This window comes from Mobilisporobacter senegalensis (assembly GCF_003752155.1).
Lineage (GTDB): Bacteria > Bacillota > Clostridia > Lachnospirales > Lachnospiraceae > Mobilisporobacter > Mobilisporobacter senegalensis.
The window spans coordinates 249,668-271,340 of the sequence record NZ_RJVG01000001.1; the positions used below are offsets into that span (position 1 = coordinate 249,668).

Annotated in this window: 21 protein-coding genes; 1 reads left to right on the forward strand and 20 read right to left on the reverse strand. The window is 35.8% G+C overall.

The window, feature by feature from the left end; translation table 11 throughout:
- Position 1: 1 nt before the first annotated feature.
- The 12 genes from EDD66_RS01030 to EDD66_RS01085 form a co-directional block, all read right to left on the reverse strand.
- A complete protein-coding gene (locus EDD66_RS01030) occupies positions 2-367 on the reverse strand; it encodes an SFCGS family glycine-rich protein (RefSeq protein WP_123607687.1) in 366 nt (121 codons plus the stop codon).
- The gene (locus EDD66_RS01035) at positions 360-734 is read right to left on the reverse strand and encodes a PRD domain-containing protein (protein WP_170164203.1); all 375 of its coding nucleotides are present in this window, start codon (positions 732-734) and stop codon (positions 360-362) included. Before EDD66_RS01035 ends, EDD66_RS01030 begins: the two co-directional genes overlap by 8 nt.
- Positions 703-1,836 (reverse strand): amidohydrolase/deacetylase family metallohydrolase, encoded by a 1,134-nt coding sequence (locus EDD66_RS01040; protein ID WP_123607689.1) that lies wholly within the window; start codon positions 1,834-1,836, stop codon positions 703-705. The genes EDD66_RS01035 and EDD66_RS01040 overlap by 32 nt, the downstream gene beginning before the upstream one ends.
- Positions 1,817-3,751: a BglG family transcription antiterminator gene (locus EDD66_RS01045; RefSeq protein WP_123607690.1), complete on the reverse strand. Its 1,935-nt coding sequence runs from the start codon at positions 3,749-3,751 to the stop codon at positions 1,817-1,819. Before EDD66_RS01045 ends, EDD66_RS01040 begins: the two co-directional genes overlap by 20 nt.
- A complete protein-coding gene (locus EDD66_RS01050; protein WP_123607691.1) occupies positions 3,744-4,634 on the reverse strand; it encodes a Cof-type HAD-IIB family hydrolase in 891 nt (296 codons plus the stop codon). Before EDD66_RS01050 ends, EDD66_RS01045 begins: the two co-directional genes overlap by 8 nt.
- Positions 4,635-4,915: 281 nt before the next feature.
- Entirely contained in the window at positions 4,916-5,992 is a 1,077-nt protein-coding gene (locus EDD66_RS01055; protein ID WP_123607692.1) for a MupG family TIM beta-alpha barrel fold protein, read from the reverse strand.
- Entirely contained in the window at positions 5,989-6,894 is a 906-nt protein-coding gene (murQ, locus tag EDD66_RS01060) for an N-acetylmuramic acid 6-phosphate etherase (RefSeq protein WP_123607693.1), read from the reverse strand. Before murQ ends, EDD66_RS01055 begins: the two co-directional genes overlap by 4 nt.
- A 5-nt stretch (positions 6,895-6,899) precedes the next feature.
- On the reverse strand, positions 6,900-7,238 hold the full coding sequence (locus tag EDD66_RS01065) for a PTS lactose/cellobiose transporter subunit IIA (RefSeq protein ID WP_123607694.1): 339 nt from the start codon (positions 7,236-7,238) through the stop codon (positions 6,900-6,902).
- 3 nt (positions 7,239-7,241) lie between these two features.
- The gene (locus EDD66_RS01070) at positions 7,242-7,544 is read right to left on the reverse strand and encodes a PTS sugar transporter subunit IIB (protein ID WP_123607695.1); all 303 of its coding nucleotides are present in this window, start codon (positions 7,542-7,544) and stop codon (positions 7,242-7,244) included.
- Between the two features lie 27 nt (positions 7,545-7,571).
- Positions 7,572-8,246: a PIG-L deacetylase family protein gene (locus EDD66_RS01075; protein ID WP_123607696.1), complete on the reverse strand. Its 675-nt coding sequence runs from the start codon at positions 8,244-8,246 to the stop codon at positions 7,572-7,574.
- A gap of 168 nt (positions 8,247-8,414) precedes the next feature.
- The gene (locus EDD66_RS01080) at positions 8,415-9,362 is read right to left on the reverse strand and encodes a GNAT family N-acetyltransferase (protein WP_123607697.1); all 948 of its coding nucleotides are present in this window, start codon (positions 9,360-9,362) and stop codon (positions 8,415-8,417) included.
- Positions 9,362-10,705 (reverse strand): PTS sugar transporter subunit IIC, encoded by a 1,344-nt coding sequence (locus EDD66_RS01085; RefSeq protein WP_123607698.1) that lies wholly within the window; start codon positions 10,703-10,705, stop codon positions 9,362-9,364. The genes EDD66_RS01080 and EDD66_RS01085 overlap by 1 nt, the downstream gene beginning before the upstream one ends.
- Positions 10,706-10,892: 187 nt before the next feature.
- Here EDD66_RS01085 and EDD66_RS01090 point away from each other — a divergent pair, with 187 nt between their 5' ends.
- Positions 10,893-11,651, forward strand: coding sequence for a MurR/RpiR family transcriptional regulator (locus tag EDD66_RS01090; RefSeq protein ID WP_123607699.1), 759 nt, complete (start codon positions 10,893-10,895; stop codon positions 11,649-11,651).
- Between the two features lie 222 nt (positions 11,652-11,873).
- On the opposite strand, the gene EDD66_RS01095 is transcribed toward EDD66_RS01090, so the two are convergent.
- The 8 genes from EDD66_RS01095 to EDD66_RS01130 form a co-directional block, all read right to left on the reverse strand.
- On the reverse strand, positions 11,874-12,680 hold the full coding sequence (locus tag EDD66_RS01095; protein WP_123607700.1) for an ABC transporter ATP-binding protein: 807 nt from the start codon (positions 12,678-12,680) through the stop codon (positions 11,874-11,876).
- Entirely contained in the window at positions 12,677-13,711 is a 1,035-nt protein-coding gene (locus EDD66_RS01100) for a FecCD family ABC transporter permease (protein WP_123607701.1), read from the reverse strand. The genes EDD66_RS01095 and EDD66_RS01100 overlap by 4 nt, the downstream gene beginning before the upstream one ends.
- On the reverse strand, positions 13,708-14,691 hold the full coding sequence (locus EDD66_RS01105) for a FecCD family ABC transporter permease (protein ID WP_330510791.1): 984 nt from the start codon (positions 14,689-14,691) through the stop codon (positions 13,708-13,710). The genes EDD66_RS01100 and EDD66_RS01105 overlap by 4 nt, the downstream gene beginning before the upstream one ends.
- 11 nt (positions 14,692-14,702) lie before the next feature.
- Positions 14,703-15,770 (reverse strand): iron-siderophore ABC transporter substrate-binding protein, encoded by a 1,068-nt coding sequence (locus tag EDD66_RS01110; protein WP_123607703.1) that lies wholly within the window; start codon positions 15,768-15,770, stop codon positions 14,703-14,705.
- Between the two features lie 426 nt (positions 15,771-16,196).
- Positions 16,197-16,448 (reverse strand): kinase to dihydroxyacetone kinase, encoded by a 252-nt coding sequence (locus EDD66_RS01115; RefSeq protein ID WP_123607704.1) that lies wholly within the window; start codon positions 16,446-16,448, stop codon positions 16,197-16,199.
- A 19-nt stretch (positions 16,449-16,467) separates the two neighbouring features.
- Positions 16,468-16,872, reverse strand: coding sequence for a (deoxy)nucleoside triphosphate pyrophosphohydrolase (locus EDD66_RS01120; RefSeq protein ID WP_123607705.1), 405 nt, complete (start codon positions 16,870-16,872; stop codon positions 16,468-16,470).
- Entirely contained in the window at positions 16,869-19,829 is a 2,961-nt protein-coding gene (locus EDD66_RS01125) for a DUF3427 domain-containing protein (protein ID WP_123607706.1), read from the reverse strand. Before EDD66_RS01125 ends, EDD66_RS01120 begins: the two co-directional genes overlap by 4 nt.
- Before the next feature lie 681 nt (positions 19,830-20,510).
- Positions 20,511-21,647, reverse strand: a complete 1,137-nt coding sequence (locus tag EDD66_RS01130) for a ComEC/Rec2 family competence protein (protein WP_123607707.1) — start codon at positions 21,645-21,647, stop codon at positions 20,511-20,513.
- Positions 21,648-21,673 lie beyond the last annotated feature (26 nt).

Here is a 21,673-nt window from a genome sequence, read left to right on the forward strand (position 1 = left end):
ATTATTCTCCATGTACTTTTCGATAAGTTTCTACTAATTTTTCTCCCAGTTCTTCTACATCTAAAAATCCCAGACCAACTACCTTGCAGCCTTCTTCTACTGCCGTACAGGCTGCATCTACAGAACGCAGTTCTGATTTGGCCGGATAACCATACTTATTCTTTGCAGTTAATGCACCTGCACCACCGCTCCCACAGAAACTGATTCCAAGATCTGCATTATTTTCATGCATCACATCCCCCAGCTTCATATCTGCGGCCATCCCCGGAATTACAATAGCTTTCCCACCTGCTTTCTCTACACCACGGGCAACTGCCTGCCCTTTTCCCATACGGTGTCCGATTACTACCAATACTTCTTTACTCATAGTCCTTTACCTCCTTTTGTTTCTGTATTGCCATTTCTATGTGAGTCGCCACAAGGAATACTTCCGTTTTATTGATAGGAATATGTTCTTTTTCAAACAGATCTTTTACAAGACTTTCTGCTGTATCAAATGCTTCTTTTGATACCTGTTCAAAATCTTCTTCCTCCATATCCTCAACAAATGAATGTGTCTTTACTCTTTTTATCAAAGCTAGAATATGGTTGCTGAACATAAATTCCCCGTCTTCATCCATAGAAATTTCACTTACCTTTAATTTTTCTTTTACTTCCTGATAGGACTGAATTATCTCATCTCTGATCTGTGGGTCCAGTTCACTATTTTTTAACAGTGTGTTCAAAAATTTCACTTTCATTACCTCTGCTGTAAATTGTTTTGTTTAATACCAGTTTCTGGGTCAGTTCCAAAGAATCTCCAACGGAATCTTTCGCATCTTCACGACAGTTGACCAGCTCCATCACATTTAAGTCGGCTGTCATTCCAACTGCCAGCTCTCCAAGTCCTTCCAATCCAAAATGTCTGGCTGGTATACTGGTACACTTTGCCACTGCCTTCTCTAATTCTTCCCCACAGTTAATTGTTTTGCTGACAACAGCTGCCAGATTATAAACAGGTCCATTATAATTTTCAATATGTAAATCTGTAGATATCATATCGCAGTCAAATCCTTCTTTTAACGCCTGCTTGAAAACACGAAAACTAAAGCTTGCCATTCCATGTCCTACATCAAACAGAACACCCCTTTCCCTGGCTTTCCAGGCTTCCGGAATGATATGTCCATCTCCCTTAAGAATACCCCCTGCTTTTCCATGGAAAGCGTGAGTCACAACATCATTTTTCTGAAGGAGTTCCAATACCTCCGTCAGTTCAGGGGGATGGTTTCCAACATGTACCATCAACGGTTTTTCTACTTCCTGTGCTGTCCTCGCTGCAAGTGCAATAGGTGCAAGACCCATTTCTCCTACCACACTGGAACTGGCTCTGGCTTTTAGTCCTACGATATTGTCCGAATACTTCCTAATGGTCTCTTTTAACTTTGAAATATCAATGTTTTTCATGTCACTTAATTCATGTCCATGAATCAGGCCATCTTTGGACAGATTTAAAAGGGTATATACTTTGGTCCTGCTTTTTTCAATATAATTTTTACAAAAATCCTCATAATTGTCAGCTCCGCTGCTTCCTGCATCCAGAATTGCGGTGGCCCCCCTCTTAATTCCCAGTTCATCCGGTTCTAATCCCAAAGATACTTTTGGATAGCAGTGAGTATGGATGTCAATGAAACCAGGTGTAACAATGCATCCCGCTACGTCAATAACTGTACCCTGTGGATCAATCTTATCTTCAATGGCTGCAATTACTCCGTCTTTCACCAGGATATCTTTCACATCCCCGTGATATCCATTAACTGGAGAAACCAGCCTGCCTTTTTTAATAGTAAGTACTTTCATCCTCTTTTTCCTCCTTTATAATGTATAAGAAGAATGCAATTTTTTCTTCTATGGTTATACTCACCTGAAGAGAATTCTCCACCAAAGTAAAAAATTTTTCCATGATCTCAAAAATTACCCTGTGATCTTTTTCTATCTTTGTGTATTCTTCTTCTATCTCTTTTAAAGTATCCTGATTCGTCCCCTGGAACCATCTTGGAACAGCCATACTCATATGAATGATCATCCCAAGGAGTACATCCTGGCTCATTCTGTATTCTTCCGGGAACTTTGATGTGTATTCCAGCAATGTTAAAATGAGTTTACTGATGATACCGGCTGCACTGGTCAGACTATTAAAATTGGTTTCCTGCTGAATTGTCTTGGAAATTTCGAAGGGATCTGCTTTTGAATTAAAGGATGCTCTGTCTCTCTCTTGTAGAGGAATTTCATCCACCAGTTTCCCATAGTCTAAAAATTCCTGAATCCTCTTTATATCTTCCATGGAAAGAATCCGGGATATTTTCAGTACCGGAATTCCTACAGCATTCAGAGGTATAGTTGATATAATAAAATCTACTGTTTTTCCAAAATTCATATTAGATAACTGATAGGGAGAAATCTGTCCCGCAACATTCAACATTGGGAATACATTTTCCAACCGGATTGCCAGAAGATGGGACAATCCTTTTCCTGTAGCGCAGACCAGCAGAACGTTTTTCTTCTTATTAATTTGTTTTTTACAGTTTTTATATAAATAGACAGCAATATAACAAATTTCCGTATCCGTGAAATCAATCTCAAATTCCTGCTCTAATATTCTGGAACATTCTACTGCCATACAGTAAAAATCGTAATAGTTCTCTTTTACCTCCTGAATGACAATATAATTTTCATCTTTCTCATTATTTTTGTCCTTTGAAATCATGAATAAAAATAATGAATGTTTTAAATGCCCGTATAGATCCTCAAAAAGCCCTGTCATATCAAACTTATAATTGGATTTTGCTTCTTCTTTTTCTAGGAATTCTATGATTTTTTCCAAACTGGAATTTACTTTCTTTTCATCTGTCTCCTGAATATTCACCACAATTTCATTCTCTATCAGAATATCTTTGAGATAGCCCAGTTCTATACTATCTACTCTTTTATTCAGCCTGCTTAAAAGAGTCTCTCCATATCCCTGTGCCTCACTGATAGAATTTTCAGATTTGCAAAAATGTTTCCGGATGTCACTGGCGATACAATAGGATAAAAGATTTAAAAATCCACTGTTGGATATCCACACATTATATCTTGCATTTACCTTTTTGATTTCATTACTGATTGTGATCAGCCTTTGGAGATTCATATATTTTTTTAATGTATCGGGCATCAGCAAATACCAATCTTCTGCAGTATAACTGCCTTTAAAACGTTGAGCCAGATACTCTGCAACAATATGGCGGAGGATCAGTTCATCGCCCTGGAGTTCATAACCTCCTGTTTTATGAGAGGACAGATGAATCCGATAATCAAAATACTCATCAAACCTTGGAATAATCCTCATTAAAGTAGATCTGGAAATATAAAATTCTCCTGCTATTTGTTCTGCTGAGATATCCTTTTTCTTTACAAAGAAATAGAAAAAAAGTTCTAAAATACGTTTTTCCTCTGTATTCTTAAGAAACCCTGTAGTTTTCTGAGGACGTCCGGCAATTAATATCTTGGAACATTTTGCTTTTTGTTCTGCCGGTATATAGAATCCCCACTTTGTCCGATAGCGTATCTCTACATTTTTTTCTGCACAGATCTTTTTTAGTTCATTCATATCATACCGGATGGTTCGCTCACTCTTTTTAAATTCATTTTGAAAAAATACAATATCCAGGGGAGCAGAAGAAGTTACCAAAAACTTTAATATCTCATACTGCCTCGGCTTCATTTTTTCATTCACTTTCCTCCATCCTTTCCAGAAGTTTTTCCAAAACCTGTGCTACGCCTTCTTCCCGGTTACTTTTTGTCACCAGATGTGCCTGCTCTTTCACAAAATCTTCTCCATTTTCCATGGCAACACTGTATTTCACCTGGCGGAACATATCCACATCATTCTCACCATCTCCAAAAGCCATCACTTCTTCACGTTTGATTGCATGTTTTCCCATAAGTTGTTTTAAAGTCTGCCCCTTTGTAATCCCTTTAGGTGAAATCTCAATCAGTCTTGGACAGGTTCTTACAATCTCATAATTTTCATCATATTGTTTCTTTAGACAATCATATACTTTTTGAATTGTCTTTGGATCTGCCACATAACTTATTTTATTCAGCTTCTTTGGTATCTCTTTTGCAGACTGTATCTGCTTCTGTAACGGATATCCATCTGTAGTATCGGTGATCCATGTCCATGCTCCACCGATCATTGGATAATCATCCGGCAGCCCTCGCTCCATCCGTTCTTTCTCTTTTATGGGAATCTGCCACTTGGGTATCCAATAATAAATTGCCTGGTCTTCAAAGCACTGGACTTCTACTTCTAGGCTCTTCCCATATGTGAATAGTTCCCGGATATCTTCTTCGAGTAACTGTTTCATTACCCTCCGTTCTTCCTTTTCCAGATTGTACACTGCCATGCCGTTTACTTCAATCAGATAACCGCCATACTCTTTTAACTGGATCTGACCTGCATAAGGAAGCAGACGTGTATAGCTGCGCCCACTGGCCAGAATAATTCGGATTCCTTTCTCCTGGCAACGTAACAAACAACTTTTTGTTCTCTCTGTAATCTGATCTCTTTCATTTAAAAGTGTGCCATCCATATCTAAAACAATCCATTTTATCACTTTTTTGGCACCCCCTGTCTTTATTAAGCCTTTGTTAAATTCTTGTTAATATTATGTTATCATACTTTTTCCCGCGTATTACCTTATTATTTTGCAATTTCCGGCTTTTTTTCTGCAATTTTGAAACTGCGGGAAAGACACTATTGAATTATCTCAACATCTCTTGTATTTTATACTGCTCTTCCTTCTGTGTCACTCTTTTACCATTAAAAAAGAAGCAAAGTCTGTAGGTCACTTAAGTTGACCTATAAACTTTGCCTCTAAGATTATTACTGCTATATCTAATTATTCTCTGGAGTTAAGGATTCTTTTACATACTCCGCTAATTTTATCCCCATTCCATTCTTAATATATGGAAGATACTTTACATATGCCAGATCCACATGGCCAATTACATTTACTCTTTCATCCTGAGGTAAATCATGCCTCGCTATTTCTACTTCTCCCTCATATCTTAAATACTTACTATTGGAGATGCAAATGCTTCCTTTTTTACGATCAACACAATTTTCCGGTTCAATTCTATTTTTTAACATACGTGACTCAACAGAACGAAAAATGAAATCACTGGAGTCAACCCGGTCATGATGAATCCCATTGGATATGAAATGGTATTTTTTATCTAATGCTGCCTTTATCTCAATCATGTCCTGATTTAGCATCCCTATATTGTTCCATGCTTCCTCTGACACATCAACATCTCCTACCATGACCATATCACATTTTCCATCAAAATACATTTCCAACATATTTAGCAAAATATCATTCTTACTGAAACGATGTGCCTCCACTGTGGGTAACCCTGCAAACAATGGTCCTCTCATTGTCATATCTCCCGGTACAAATGCCATTGTTTGAAAGCCTTCTATTTTTAACCATTCATTTATCTCATGCACTCTTTCAATGGAAAGCCCCGTATATTCCTTGGGATAATAATTATGGCAGGCAATGAATCTTGACAAATCAGCTTTGGCATTTTTCCAATCTCGTATATCTTTTGCTGTAATTGTAGAAGCATTCAATACAATTTGAAATGTCTTTGACAAGTTGGCTATTTCTTCTGGTGAATATCCGTAATCCAGCCTTATTGATGTAATGCCCCAGGTCTTTAATTCTTCTATTGTATTACAAGACAGTTTTTTTACCGTCTCCGGACTGACATCTGCAATTAACTGTATTCCATACTCCTTACATTTTTCCAGAAGTTTTTTTGCCTCTCTTTCGTAATCATCCACATTTTCTTCCGGAATTTGCAAAGATGTGAATGCATAAGGAACTTTTGCTTCCTTTGCTTTTTTTAAGATTTCTATATTTTTATCCAGAGTTGTCCCTAGATAAATGGAAATTCCTATCTTCACTCTTTATTCTCCCTTATTGCCTTACGAATGCTTCCATGTGCGGATTTTAATATATCCTTTGCTTCATTCCCAGGCTTATCTAATATAAACATGGTTATTGCTAATTTTGCACTTCCGTCTGCTTCTTTCAATAACTGTCTGGCAGTTTCTCTATCAGAACCAGTTGCACTCATTACAATATTTTCTGTCCTGACTCCTAATTTCTCATTGGTATTTTGCAGATCAACCATTAAATTTTCATATACTTTCCCAATTTTGACCATGCTCCCTGTGGAAATCATATTCAAGATCATTTTTTGCGCAGTACCCGCTTTTAATCTTGTAGAACCGGTCAATATCTCCGGACCGGTAACGGGCTCTATGGCTATATCCGCCTCTTTCCCTATTATTGAATCCTTATTGCAGGCTATAACGGCTGTTTTACACCCTATACTTGCTGCATATTTTAATCCATAGAATACATAAGGGGTTCTACCACTTGCAGACAATCCAATTACCATATCTCTTGATGTTAGTTCCTGTTTTTTTAATTCTTCTTCTGCAAGTGTCTTACTGTCCTCTGCTCCTTCTACTGCATGAAAAAGTGCTTCTCTTCCTCCTGCTATAATACCGATTACCAATCCTTCTGACACTCCAAAAGTTGGTGGGCATTCACTGGCATCCAATACACCCAGGCGTCCTGATGTTCCAGCGCCAATATAAATCAACCGCCCCTGCTGGTCAAGTGTTTCCGCAGCCATATCAATGGTGTCTGCAATCTGTGGTATAACCGTTTGAACAGCTTTTACTACATTTTCATCTTCTTTATTTGCAACCATGGCAATTTCCATAGAGCTCATATTATCCAGGTTCACTGTATCACTGTTTCTTTTTTCTGTTGTATATGCTGCTAAATTTATCATTTTACTTATGCCTTTCCGATGATACCTTTGTCGTTTAAAATTTTGTATAGTTCCATAAATTCCTCTGCCAAAATTCCAAATGCTTCAGCACTCATCAATTGATCTTCTGCATGCATCAAAAGCAATTGGTAATTATCTATATCTAACTCTCCGGATGCTGACTTCTGTATCAATTCCATATGAGCATGATGCCCTTCATTAAATTGATCTTTTCCACATTTCATCAATTCATCCGATTTATCAAAATCTCCAGATCTAGCATGTCCAATTGCTTCTATATAACTGCTTCTGGCACTTCCTACATAAGAAATGATCTGAAATAAAATAGTTTCGAAATTCTCCATCCTCTATTCCCCCATAACCCGTCTGGCCTGTGCCAATGCACCTTTACCGTCGATCATTCCATAAACCCGCATGTCGATTGCTTCAATTAATTTTTCAGGATATTCAGTTTTTAGCTTATTAGCCATATATTTAACCTGGGGTCCTAATAGAACAATGTCTGCTTCAGGAATTACATTCGGTGCATTTGCTATAGGGTATGCATTTATTTCGCATTCATAATTATCTGCTTTCGCAGCATCCCTCATATGAGATACCAGTAAACTTGTTGACATTCCTGCCACACATATTAAAACAATCTTTTTCATACTTCAAACCTGCCTTTCTTTTTCTCTTTATTCATTATCTACCAATGCTCCGTGCATATACGCTTTTACAAAACCATGACGCCCTGCTTCAATCGCTCTTACCGCTCCCATAGAAAGATAATAATTATAATATGGAACATCATTAACTTTACCATTAAAAATTTTATAGTTCTTTAATCCTTCAAACCATGTTTCCACCTTTTGTTCACTCATACTGACATATACGGTTGGCGTGAATCCAATCAAATCTTCGCAGTTCTCTCCGTAATAAATCTGTATTGGATTTCCTTCCTCATGAAGTATTCTTACCGCTTGTGTTACTGCCTCATAAGTATAATAATGTCTGGGATGCAATGTTCCACGGGCGTGGGTAATTACACAATCCACTTTTTCTTTTCTTAGATATTCCAGGATTATTTTCGTAAATTCTTCCACTGCGGGCAATTCCGCTGATATATAATTCATACTAAAGCTATCGCATCCCATAGCAGCAGCTGCACTTTTAATCTCATCGTCTAATGCATCCTCATATGCTTTTTTCTCTTCCTCAGTTGCTGTTAAATCTGTAAGGCGTCCCTTAGTCACATGTACGAATGTACAGCCAGCGCCCTGCTCGGCATATTTTATCAGCATTGGTCCGCCCATGAGTTCCGCATCTAATGGATGGGCACCAATGGATACGATTCTATTGTATTTTGCCATTCTAATATTTCTCCTTACTTATACATTTTTTATAGGCATTTGCGAAACTATTAAGTTTTCTGAATTTGTGAAACAATTAATACGAATTCCTCCGCTCCTGACCCTTAACTTCCGCTCCAGAATTGTATTAATTGTTTTACAAATAAATATAGTTTTAGAGTTTCGCAATTACATAATATTTTTCCGATAAAGTTGATATGTTCTGTATACACTCATTCCATGGCGTTCATAGAACCTTATTGCAGCGCCATGAGTCCATAAAAAGTATGCGTAATAAATTCCTCTTTTCTGCATTTCTCTCATCTGCAAATCAAACAGAATTCCTCCGATTCCTTTTGAGCGAATGGACTCTTTTACTCCAATAGGGCCAAATCTCGCATCATTACCATCAATTTTTCGCATACAATATCCAATTACCTGATCTTCTATGTCTGTTGCAATTAAAATAGTATCTTCTGCTTCTCCATTGCGAATCGCTTGTAAAATATTTCTTACCCAGCCGGCATCAAATTCTCTTCTGACAAAGTCCAACAGTTTTTCCATATATAAAAATGAATATGTATTGAAACTTATTCCTTCTTCCTTCAACTGCTCTATCATATCCTGAGTTTTTCCTGGAATACTATAGGAAAACAGCTCTCTTTGCATACTTACAGCATCCAGACCTTTTACATAACCATTTTGTTCAAAAAAAGGCAACGCTTTTTCATATTTTAAATCGACTCCGGGAGTAAAATAATTTGGACTGTAAGCGCATAGGGTGATTTCTTTTACATGCTCTTTCTTAAGGCGTTTTTCCACTTCATTTAGCAACGCTTTTCCATATCCTCTTCCTTGATACTCTGTTCGAACAAACATAGTGCTGATCCAGCCTCTATTTTCTTCGAGGCCTCGTGTTAAATATGGATATTTTCTTTTGATTCCAAAACAAAATCCTGCCACCTTATCCTCTATCAACAAAACAAGTGCCAACTTAGAATCAAAATTTTCATCCAGTAATACCTGTTGCAAAAATCTTTCTTCACTAATTGGATCAAAAATTAATGTCTCATTCCATCCAGCAACAATCTGCTCCATATATTCCTGTTTGTATGGTTCTATTCGATATTTTTCCATTATTTATCCCTGCCTTGTTCTGCTTCATATTGTTCTTCTTCTTTTAACACCTGTTTTTCCATTACTTTGAAAAATGGGAGAAACATAAAGAAGATAATGGTAATATTCAATAAAGTGATGATTGGAGCTACAATATTAAACCCACTGCCAATAAAAGATGCCAATGGAGCAGGCATAGTCCATACAGTCATTGCAACAACCGCAGGAGTGATTCCTAATACTCCAAGGATTGCATTAAAAACGTAAAGTACAGCGAATCCAAGTACCCATGGAACAAACATAAGGGGATTTAACACAATTGGTAACCCATACATAACAGGTTCTGCAATATTGAAAATAGTTCCTGGAAGAGATAATTTTCCTAACACTTTAAAGCGTTTTACCTTACTCATACTGCAAAGAAGTGCTACCGGAAATATAGAACATCTTACATAAAAATTAATCCATTGTTCTGTAAACATATATGGTATTTCCTGATGGGCTGCAAATGCATTAATATTGTCAGTTATCATAGTAGTCCATACCGGCTGCATAACAGAAGAAACAATATTGGAGCCATGTAATCCCACGAACCAGAGAATTCTATCCAAAACAAAACCAATTCCCTGTGCAACCGGGCCGCTTCCGCCTACTACCAGATATGCTGTTCCCCTATTTAACATACTCAGAAAATCAAAATCTCCTAACCCCTGTCCAATCAAAGTACATAATATAATAACTGCACAAACTGGAATCATACTGGTAAATGCTGATGCTATCATTGGCGGTACTGCTTCCGGCATCTTAATTGTAATCTTTCTTCCAATCAGGAATCTATAAATTTCTACTGCAAAAATACTAATCAATAATCCTCCAAATAAACTCGGTGATCCCAATATATATGCCGGCCAGTCAAAATTAGCGCTGAGTTGTGAAAAATCAATAAAGCTCAAAAATGCTATCATGGCTACAACTGCCGATGCTACCGCAGTAACATTGGAATCCTTCTTGTTGTAATAATCTCCAAGGAAGTAACCATTCAATACTGCTGCAATCATTGCCAACAGATTAATTGTCACAAAAACAATCTGAAACAGCCATGGTTTACATGGATTGATCACACTATCAATAGCTTTTGCAACACCAGGCATATTTAATCCGGTTTCCTCAAGGAACAATCCACTCAGGTTTAAAATAAGAGTCGCAGTAGCACCTAATACCATATACGGCATCAATGTTATAAAAGTCCTCTGCAATGCTTCGAGATATCGTACCTGTGACAGTCTTAACAGAGGCGGTGCAATCTTTTGTTCAATAAAATCTGTACTTCTTTCCAATACTGTTTTTTTTGCTTGTGTTTCCATAAAATAAAATACCTTACCCTTTCTAACATCTCTCTTTATTCTGTGTGTTCACATTATACAACAGTTTTTATTTTATTTCAATACTTTTCTCATTTTTTTTGGGAAATTTACCACTTTTGTTTTTATCCATCCTATGTTATAATTTTTACAGTTAAAATTATTCTATTATTATATATGGAGAAATTATATGAACCCTATGGAATTAATTAATTTACATGAATCAGAATTTACAAAATCGGATGAGAAAATAAAAACATTTGTCATTAATAACCCAGACTATATATCATCCTATCCTATTATTAATGTTGCCGCCAAAGCAGGTGTATCTAAATCTGCCTTGCTGCGTTTTTGCCAAAAATTAGGCTACAATGGATATTCTGAATTTAAATACGAAGTTTCTAAGTACCTCCAATCCGGTAGGTTTAAAAATCCACCTGTTGTTAACTCTAATATAGATATCATTGAAAATTACGTAAGCTGCATACAGAAACTTCCAGACTATATAAGTGAAGACCGCCTTATTTCACTTGGTAATTATATCAGCAAAGCTTCCCGCATAAGAATTTTTGGTCTCCATGAAAGCGGTCTTTCTGCCACTTATTTTACCTACCGTCTTGCCTCTCTGGGAATTGATTCTGAAGCAATAATCCATGGCGGTATCTTTAGTGAAAAAGCCTCTTTTTCGACTCCTTCTGATTTTCATATTTTTATATCTGTATCAGGTACTACTGACTACATCACAGCGGCTGCAAAAACTTCTTTTGACCGCTCTACTCCCTGTGCAATTATTACCCAGAACAATAAGGCTAAATATTCTAACAAATATGACTGCTTTATTTCTATTCCTTCTCTTAATTTGGATAAAAACCAGTTATTTCTTGATTCACAGGCTATTTTATTTATTACTATTGACCTGATCATTAATAAATTATCAAAATTGCTTTAATTTTATTGCTTTTATAAAACTATTTCCACATATAATATTTTTAAGCATTAGGCTGAACAGATACTGTCATTAAAATATAAAATACGGGTATGCTCTCAGGGAGCATACCCGTATTTTAATCATGACTATTTTTTATTAATCTTTTTAAAGATTTCTGCAATACTATTCTTTTTCTCATCCAGTTTTCTCTGATCTTTGCTTATTTAAGCCACTAAATTTCACTCACTCTGTCATAACATGGTATCTTCCCTTTGGTACGATAAAAGGAGAGTCGGAAACAGGATCTTTTATTACCGCACAGTCAAGTCCAAAGACCTGCTGCATTAAATCTTCCGTAATAATTTCTGAAGGAGAGCCCTGAGCAATGAGATTTCCCTTTTGCACAGCAAATATGTAATCTGCATACCGGGCAGATAGATTGATATCATGAAGTACCATGACAATGGTTGTTCCCCGCTTCCGGTTTAAATCCGTGAGCAGGTCCAGAATTTCAACCTGGTAAGTAATATCCAAAAATGTAGTTGGTTCATCCAAAAGTAAGATATCCGTCTGTTGGGCAAGAGCCATGGCAATCCATACCCTCTGTCTTTGTCCACCTGAGAGTTCATCTACACTACGGTTGGCAAGTTCTGTAATTCCCATGATATTAAGTGCTTCTTCCACCGCTTCATAATCTTTTTTTTCCATACCTTTTAAAAAGGTCTGATATGGATATCGTCCTCTGGAAACCAGATCTGAAACTGTAATTCCTTCCGGTACCACCGGTGACTGAGGAAGCAAGCCCAACACTTTGGCTAACTGCTTTGGAGGAATCTCATGTATCTCTTTCCCGTCCAATAGGACTTCTCCTGAAACAGGTTTGATCAGTCTTGCAAGTGTCTTTAATAAAGTTGATTTACCGCAGGCATTGGCTCCGATAATTACACTGATTTTATTGTTTGGAATTACTACATCAATATTATTAATAATTATTTTTTTATCGTATCCAGCAACTATGCTGCTGGCTGAAAATAAAGGTGTTTCTTTCATGCTGCTCCTCCGGTTCGATTCATACGTATCAGTAAGTAAAGAAGATATGGTGCTCCCATGATTCCCGTAAGAATCCCTACTGGGAAACGAGTATCAAAAGCAAACTGTCCCACAATATCTGCCAAAAGCACCATGATTGCCCCTGTAAGCCCCGCAGGTATTACATTGGAATAACCTTTTCCTGCTAATCTGCCTGCAATCGGACCTGCCAGAAAAGCAACAAAAGCAATAGGGCCTGTGACTGCAGTTGCATAAGCAATCAGGAATACAGCACTTAGGACCAGAAGAATCCTTGTTTGATCTGCCTTTAAGCCCAGCGTAATCGCAGATTGTTCTCCCAGTTCAAGAATCTTTAAATGTCTGCCTAACAGAACCAGGATACACCCAAATATGACAACAACAAGAAAGAGTACCGGAACATTCTTCATACTCATTCCATTTAAACTTCCGCTAAGCCATCTAAGGGCTGCAGGCACATCATACTGATTAGCTCTTAGAAGTAAAAATGATATCACCGCATTTAACATTGCCTGAATTCCAATTCCAATGAGAATCAGCCTTCCCCCTGAAAAACTTCCTCCACGGGCAAGGATATATATCAGACTTGCTACTATAAGTCCCGCAATGACCGCTGTTATAGATATAATACTTCCACTGAGGTTCAAAACGAGAATGCAAAAAACAGTAGCAACGCTGGAACCGGATGTTACTCCGATGATATCCGGACTTGCCAGAGGATTTCGAAGCATAGTCTGAAAAGTGCTTCCTGCCATTCCAAAGGCTATTCCTGCCAATAATCCGGAAAGCATTCTCGGCAATCGTACTGAACCAATGGCAAAGGAAGCTCCCTTTACCTGTTCTCCCAAAATAACTTTAATGATTACCTCAGGAGAGTACTTCGTATTCCCAAGATAAAGCATGCTCGTACAAAGAATCAGTGTCAATATGGTCATAATAAGAGTCACAACGATAAAACGGACTCTTCTTTTGTGAAAACCTGATTTTACTATATTAAAATCGTCTTTTATCATAATGAACGCACCTTCGCTCTCATTGCAATTAATATTAAAATTGGCGCTCCAAAAAATGCTGTAATAATCCCAGCCTCAAGTTCGCCGGGACTTCCGATCAGTCTTCCTATAATATCTGAAGTAGTTAAAAGAACAGCTCCGCCTACTGCAGACATAGGTATTATGTAGCTCATATTTGGCCCGCAAAACATTCTCATAATATGAGGAATCATTAATCCCACAAATGCAATGGGACCTGCCAGAGCAGTTGTAGCACCGCAAAGAAGTACTCCTGCCAAAGTTCCCACAATTCTTATAAGACCTGTTTTTACACCTAATCCGGTCGCCACATCATCCCCTAAAGCCAGGGCATTTAATGCAGGAGTAGATAGAACTGCAATAATTAGACCAACTATAAGAAACGGAGCCACGGTCAAAATCCCCTCCCAGGTAGCACCACTGACGCTTCCTACCTGCCAAAAGCGGAAGGCATTCATTACATCTGTTCTTGGAAGTATTACTGCACTGACCAGTGAGGATAATGCAGCACTTGTTGCAGCGCCTGCCAAAGCAAGCTTGATAGGGGTAGCACCACCTGCCCCCATAGAACCTATTCTATAAACAAAAATAGCAGTTACTGCTGCACCTGCTAACGCAAACCAAATATATTCACTTGCAGTATTAATATGAAAAAAGGCAATCCCGCTTACCACAAATAGAGAAGCACCAGTATTCACTCCTAAAATACTGGGATCTGCCACCGGATTACGGGTAATTGCCTGCATCAGAGCGCCGGAGACTCCAAGGGAAGCTCCGGCAATAATACTGAATACAGTTCTTGGAAGACGTTCTTTAACTACAAGTGCATCAAAAGATTCACTCCCTTGGCGGAATAAAGTATTTATTACTTCTCCCAGACCTATATTTCGTGAACCCAATGCCAGTGACGCAAATATACATAGAGCAATACTGATTGCACTGGCACTTATTAGTATCATCATCTTCCTTATCTTCATTCTACTTTATCAGCTGCCTCTCCGATTACGCTTAAATATTCATCAATAGTTGCCGGAATAGAAAGTGCACTTGGTGTACCGGATGCTGCTAATGGTGTACCATCTTGAATTAATGCTACAGATCCTCTTTGAATTGCCGGCATTGTTCCCATAAGTGAATCTTCCTGTAAGCTTTTTAATAATGTCTCATCACCATAAGCAATGATAATATCAACATCTTTAAGAGTATCAATATTTTCTGCACTGATTTCAAGCGCAAAGCTTGTAGATTCTTTTGCCATGTCTAATACACTTTGTGGAACGCTCATTCCCAAATCAGACAGATATGCTGCACGAGGGTCTGTTGGAAGATAAACATAAAATTTACCTAAATCAGAAGGGTTGAAGTAAAAGAATGCTGCATTCTTCCCTGCTAGTTGAGGATATGTAGCAACTTTTTCTGCAATCAGCTGTTCCAATTCTGTAACCAATGCTTCTCCTTCTGCCTGCATTCCCATACCTGTTGCATCCATGATGATCTGGTCACGCCAGTAAGTCTGCCATGCAAGAGTTGGATATGCAATAACCGGAGCGATTTCACTTAATAAATTATATTCTTCCTGAGTAATACCTGAATATGCTGCAAGAATTACGTCAGGCTGAGTATCACTAATCGCTTCAAAATCTAAACCGGCTGTATCACTAAAAAGAACAGGACTTTCAACATTTAAATTTTTAAATGCTTCTGCTGTCCAAGGTAAAAGACGACTTCCATCCGTTACACCGTAATTCGCTTCAGAGATACCAACAGGAACTACTCCTAAAGCTAAAGGTACATCCTGATTTCCCCAGGAAATAGTTGCAACTCGTTCCGGTTTACTCTCAATTACAGTTTCACCAAATGCATGCTTTATCGTTATAGGATATTCTACTTCAGCCTCTGTAGTATTATCTGTTTCAGTAGTTTCTTCCTCTGCAACAGGTGCATTGTCCTTGTCAGATGTATCAGCTTTGTTGTTAGAACAAGCTGTTAAAGATATTGATAATGCAATGGCTAAAATAGCACTCAATTTTTTTAATTTCATAAATTTAACTCCTTTTTCTGCTACTATGTTTTATAATATCGGGTTGGGTTAGTCCTTGCTAACTTTGATAGATTAACATCCGTAATTATTTTTGTCAAGCGCTCTGAATACAGAGTTTTTATCGTTATATAGTTCAAATTTATGAAATTTTTTGGTGTTTGGGTTTGCTGAATTCCAGTAAATTAAGGGGTTTGTAAGATCTGATAGATTTCTTGTGATCTAATCTTCCTTTTATATTTTGAGAAAGATTATCATTTGCGGATAGCTATTCATACCTTTGACATTAGGTTCAAGGTTTAACTTTACAGGTGAATCAAAGGTAATAAATTTTTAAGTAAAAAACATCCCAAATGAAGGCACTGCTGTTTGGGATGTTGCAATTTTTATTCAGCTATTTCAGATTATTTATAAATTCATCTTTGTTATTTAACCTTGAAGATCATTGGCTTGTCGTTCCATATTTTCTATAACAATATCATAAACATCACCTAATGATGCGCAATATTCAAGTACTTTCCAAGGAGTATTCGTGTGAAAATGAATCTTTATCAATTCTTCATCACCAACAGCAAGTAAACAATCTCCTTCAATGTTTTTCGTAATGTAATCGTTTATTTTATCTTCTGAAAGATTTTCTCCTTCAATTAATAGCTGCGTGTCAAATCTGTATTTAAGCATAATAAGTCTCCTTTTACATTTAAGAAAGAACGTCTTCGTTTAATAAAATATCGATTTTATCAATCAATTCTATATCCGCTGGCAGCCAATCCACATCTCTCAACTCGTTTTTTGTAAGCCATTTTGCATCATAATGTTCTTTTAAAACATAACTTCCTGACACAATTTTACATACAAAACAACTCATAGACAAATGAAACGTTGGATAATCATATTCTATTGTATCTAGTAACTCACCAACTTCAATTATTATATCAAGTTCTTCTTTTATTTCTCTTTTTAATGCCTCTTCTAGTGTTTCACCACTTTCTATCTTGCCTCCTGGGAATTCCCAACATCCCTTTAATTCACCATAACCACGTTGTGTGGCAAAGATTTTGTTGCCTTCTTTTATAACTGCTGCAACAACATTAACTATTCTCACTTTTCTCCTCCGTCCTTATCTATACTTTTAAGGTATTTTAGTAAATCTTCTCGTACGCAATCATGCATTCTTAATTCTACCTTTGCAATATCTTTGAGTTTACCAGAATTATCTTTCTTCTCTCCTTTTTCAATATTTACAATATCGAACATCCCCATATAATAATAATCCATTTCAGCATCGCTCTTCTTAACAAACAAATGCTTATTTTTTGCTTCTTTAACATCATGCATATAGGAACTATCTGGTCCTTTTCCAATCTGTGAATCCCACAAAAATGTTTGATTATTCATGAATTCATCAGCATAATCAGGCTTTCCATTAACATATTTCTGCTCATCTTCACTCATAACTTTATGATATGTAACAAAGAGGCATACATTATCTTTTATTCGTTTCATTCCATACATTGTTGAAGAGTAGTCTTTTCCCCAATTTAAAAGTAAACAAACGTCTCTTCTTGAATACTTTTCATATAGAATAAAGTTTTCTCTATAATTATTCTTATTTGTATAATTATCCTGGTACCTTCTTAATCCCAATAATAAGATATCATTTAATTGTCTTGAAAATTCCGCATGTTTTAATCTTTCATAAAAACTAGACAATCTTCTAAGTCTCCCCTGTACGTCTTGTTGAACAATATCTATATGACAGTACTTTTCTAACTCATCTGATTTACTTACAAATTTTCCTTCCAAAACGGAGATTGCATTATCTATACTTTCCATATTAACATAAATGTCATATTTTTTTGAGATATGCTTTTGAACATCTTCTTTAGAAACAGTTTCTGTTGAAATTAACTCTTGTAATATTTCTAACTCATGTGGTCGTTTTCCACTTGAAATATTTCTCGAAAGATATTCTAACGTTGTGATTTCGCTTTCAGATAATTTTCCCTTTTGTCCTTTTCCTTCCATTGCTTCAAGGAATGCCTGATACGTTTTGTATTTACTCAAAATTAATAAGGGATCTACTTCACCTTCATTATAAAAATCCATCAAATAAGGGATCTTTCCCAATCTATTTTTTAGATTTTTATAACTTTGTTTTATTATCTCTTTTATCCCTTTGAATCCATCAATTGAATTAAAAATCTTATTTTTTGATATTTCATCAAAATGAATTGTTGATGCTCCTGGTATCACATTATTTCCACTAATAACGTACTTTCTAATAGCATCTTTGTTATAAGTTCTATCTCCTGATAGCGCAATCGGAATCATAAAGTTATTCATGTAATTTCCAATAAAGTCAAGGATAACAACATACTCCTTATCTTCATATTTTCGCAATCCTCTTCCTAATTGTTGAATAAACACAACTGGAGACTCTGTTGGTCGAAGCATAATAACCTGATTGATTTCTGGAATATCAACTCCTTCGTTAAATATATCTACTGTGAAAATATAATCCAACTGGTTATCAATGTTATCATCATCAGTTAATCGTTCAATAACCATTTCTCGTCTTTCCGGACTATCTTCACCCGTTAATACTTCTGTACGATATCCATGTCGATTAAAATTAGCTGATAACTCCTTTGCTTCATCCTTTCTGCTGCAAAATATTAAGCCCTTGACACGATTTCCACTATATCCATAATACTCTGCTTTCTGAATAACATATTCCACTCTAGCATCAGAAACTAGATTACTAAAATTTCGAACCCCCGCATTATCATCAAATACCTCTCCATTAATTTCTAGATCAGTAATTCCAAAATAATGAAATGGACATAATAAGTCTTCTTCTAAAGCCTGCTGTAAGCGAATCTCATAAGCAATTTGATGATTAAATATTTCATAAATATCATAATTTTTTGTATCTGGAGTTGCAGTCATTCCAAGCCAAAATTTTGGTTTAAAATAATTCATAGTTTGTTGATAGCTATCAGAACCCACATGATGACATTCATCAAGAACAATGATATCAAATTCATCTTTTGCAAATTGCGTATGTATCTCTGGTTTTTTCATCATCTGAATCGTGGAGAACAAATATTCAGCATCTATGTTTTTGTCTTTGCTTGTACCAGAAAGAAGGCCATATGTTTTTGTGTTACCGAACACTCTTTTATAACTCCTTATTGTTTGCTTTGCAATCTGTTCCCGATGCACTAAAAACAACATTTTTTTAGGTTGCATTTCCCTAAGTGCAAATGCTGATGCTAAACTCTTTCCTGTACCAGTACTGGAAAGAAGCAAAGCCCTATCAACCCCATTTTGTCTCATTTTCATTACATTATCAATGAAGGTCCTCTGCATTTTATTGGGTTTTAATGTGTACCTGTCCAAATCAATAACCTGATCTTGTAATGCTTGCTTTTGCTGTTTCTTTATAAGTTGATTTTTCAAATATTCACTTTGATAATCATCGATAACATCATCATAATCTAGAGAAGACTTATCTGACCAAAGCTCGTTAAATTCACGCAAGATGTCTTGTGTCACCTGTCCTTCCTCTGCAGACACTATTTTTGTATTCCATTCACGATTTTTCGTTATTGCACTCAATGTCAAATTAGAACTTCCAATAATAATACGATAAATCTCTTTTTTTCTAAAAATATAACCTTTTGTATGAAATCCACCAGCCTCGGAACTGGTTCGAAACATTTTCAGTTTTATATTTTTTAATGATGCAAGACATTTCAATGCTTTTGGTTCACTAAATGTTAAATAATCTGTCGTCAGAATTTTACCTGGTATATTCTTTTTTTCCAGTTCTTCCAACGTCATGAGCAACGGCTCAATTCCACTCTGTTTTATAAATGCTACACTTATGCAAAACTCATCACAATTTTGCAGTTCCTGCTCAATAGATGCTAACACTTTTTTCCCTTTTTTATAGTCATTAGAAATAAATTCTGGTCTATATGCAAGATTAGAATTGTAGCCTGTATTTATAAATGCTGTACTTAATCCATCTTGCAACTCTTTAATTTTATCCACAGTGTAACCCCCCAACTCTTATTTTTCAAGTTCCTTAACCATCTCTATTATGTGGCATGTTCCGCAATTCAATGATGAACAAATTTTACAAATAATTTCAATTAAAACACGTTCTTTTCTTCTTAATATATCTATTACAATTATACCTATTATTATATAACATTAAATTGAATTTCTCAATTTGATGTTATGTTTTAAATCGATTAATTATTTTACCTTTCTCACCAGTTGCCCTATCTTATCTCTTCCATTTCTTATTTATGTCCTTATTTGTACGCATTCTTCATTAACCCTTATGCAAAAATATGGAATTATTGAAAAGTCAGCTAATCTAATAGACTCTCTGAAACATAGTATATTACAAAATCATATTAGGTTTCAACGATTCCATCTCGCTGGCGGACTGTCGCTTTATGGCCCTAAAACAAAAGATACCCTTCTGAGTGTAAACACTCGTCGGGCATCTTTATTTTGTAGCCGCATGGCATGTAGCTTATTCAAACTCCCTACCGGGAAAGATGTATATAGTGTTTTTTGATTTAACTTAATATATTTTCATTAAGTTTTTACACCTATTATACATATTATATGGTTTTTGGGGAGCTTTTAATATCAATTTAATATCAATAATAAATTTAATACTTTTATATCATTCGCTAGAATCACATCAATTTTATAATACTATAAATTGATATCCATAGAAAAATTCCCAGCTCCTATAGAACAGTAGCATCCTTTTGGATGTGTGGAAAGTGCCCTTTTAATAATCATGCAATCTTGACCTAAAGTATTATATATTTCACACCCCGAATTATTGGTACACACAAACATTGGATTCGGATATTTCATAGCATATTTTGCAGTAATATCCCAATTCCCCTTTTTTGCATTAGAAATAATAAACTTCTCAGAGTAAGGTAATTTATCTGAATAATAATCTTTTGTACCATGATGTGCTACTTTGAGTATTTTATATCCATCATTAATTTTCGGACAAATATATTTATCAAAGTTTTCACTGCTCACATCTCCTAAAAACAAAATATTCTTTTGAGTAACATATGTTGTATGAAATACAATTGAATACTGATTCTGAACCTTTTTAATTTTCTCAACATCACTTCTTGAAAGTATATTTCCTCGCTCATTATTCCCAATAAGTTGATTAGTCAAATTAATAATAGTATCAACTATTGAAACAATCCTTTCACCTTGCACTATAATCTCCCCGGTTAAAAGTTCCATATATAAGTCGACAATTTCATTAATCAGTCTATTTTGCTCAACTGTAATCTTATTTTCAATTTCCTCAATTATTTCTTCCATATTAGGATTTCTCCTAGACTCAGGCCATAGAATTTCAATATCGTCAACTATACGATCATACAACTTTACAAAATGAACTTCTCCATTATTCTTAATTATATTATTATGTAATAAATTCGGTACTATCAAAAGTAACTGATGTGCAAATTCATATATTGCAGAACGTCTACTTAAGAAAGTTAATGCAAGTAACTGGAACTTTATTTCCATATCTGTGAAAAAATTTGGCAAATAAAATACATCAAATGAATCTCGCTTTAACTTTTCAAACCATTTGTAATGATCTTCATGAAAATGTGTTAGCATACCATATATTCCCTTGCCACTTTCAGTATTTATATCTTTTATAATATCTATTTCGTTTGTTGCCGAAGGGGTTGCTGTTCCTGCATCCACAAGTAACTTAAAACTTAAATTGTTTTTATCAGTTGTACCATATACTAAAAAACAATCTCCAAACCCTGCATTATATACTCTTATCTTATCAATCACTATGTATCCTCTTCATTCTCCTTAGT

Excerpts from the sequence above, each read along its gene's own strand:
- murQ (WP_123607693.1), bottom strand. The coding sequence starts at position 6,894 with ATGATAAATTTAGCAGCATATACAACAGAAAAAAGAAACAGTGATACA.
- EDD66_RS01030 (WP_123607687.1), bottom strand. The coding sequence starts at position 367 with ATGAGTAAAGAAGTATTGGTAGTAATCGGACACCGTATGGGAAAAGGG.
- EDD66_RS01100 (WP_123607701.1), bottom strand. The coding sequence starts at position 13,711 with ATGATAAAAGACGATTTTAATATAGTAAAATCAGGTTTTCACAAAAGA.
- EDD66_RS01095 (WP_123607700.1), bottom strand. The coding sequence starts at position 12,680 with ATGAAAGAAACACCTTTATTTTCAGCCAGCAGCATAGTTGCTGGATAC.
- EDD66_RS01105 (WP_330510791.1), bottom strand. The coding sequence starts at position 14,691 with ATGATGATACTAATAAGTGCCAGTGCAATCAGTATTGCTCTATGTATA.
- EDD66_RS01065 (WP_123607694.1), bottom strand. The coding sequence starts at position 7,238 with ATGGAGAATTTCGAAACTATTTTATTTCAGATCATTTCTTATGTAGGA.
- EDD66_RS01070 (WP_123607695.1), bottom strand. The coding sequence starts at position 7,544 with ATGAAAAAGATTGTTTTAATATGTGTGGCAGGAATGTCAACAAGTTTA.
- EDD66_RS01110 (WP_123607703.1), bottom strand. The coding sequence starts at position 15,770 with ATGAAATTAAAAAAATTGAGTGCTATTTTAGCCATTGCATTATCAATA.
- EDD66_RS01090 (WP_123607699.1), top strand. The coding sequence starts at position 10,893 with ATGAACCCTATGGAATTAATTAATTTACATGAATCAGAATTTACAAAA.
- EDD66_RS01115 (WP_123607704.1), bottom strand. The coding sequence starts at position 16,448 with ATGCTTAAATACAGATTTGACACGCAGCTATTAATTGAAGGAGAAAAT.
- EDD66_RS01040 (WP_123607689.1), bottom strand. The coding sequence starts at position 1,836 with ATGAAAGTACTTACTATTAAAAAAGGCAGGCTGGTTTCTCCAGTTAAT.
- EDD66_RS01085 (WP_123607698.1), bottom strand. The coding sequence starts at position 10,705 with ATGGAAACACAAGCAAAAAAAACAGTATTGGAAAGAAGTACAGATTTT.
- EDD66_RS01080 (WP_123607697.1), bottom strand. The coding sequence starts at position 9,362 with ATGGAAAAATATCGAATAGAACCATACAAACAGGAATATATGGAGCAG.
- EDD66_RS01075 (WP_123607696.1), bottom strand. The coding sequence starts at position 8,246 with ATGGCAAAATACAATAGAATCGTATCCATTGGTGCCCATCCATTAGAT.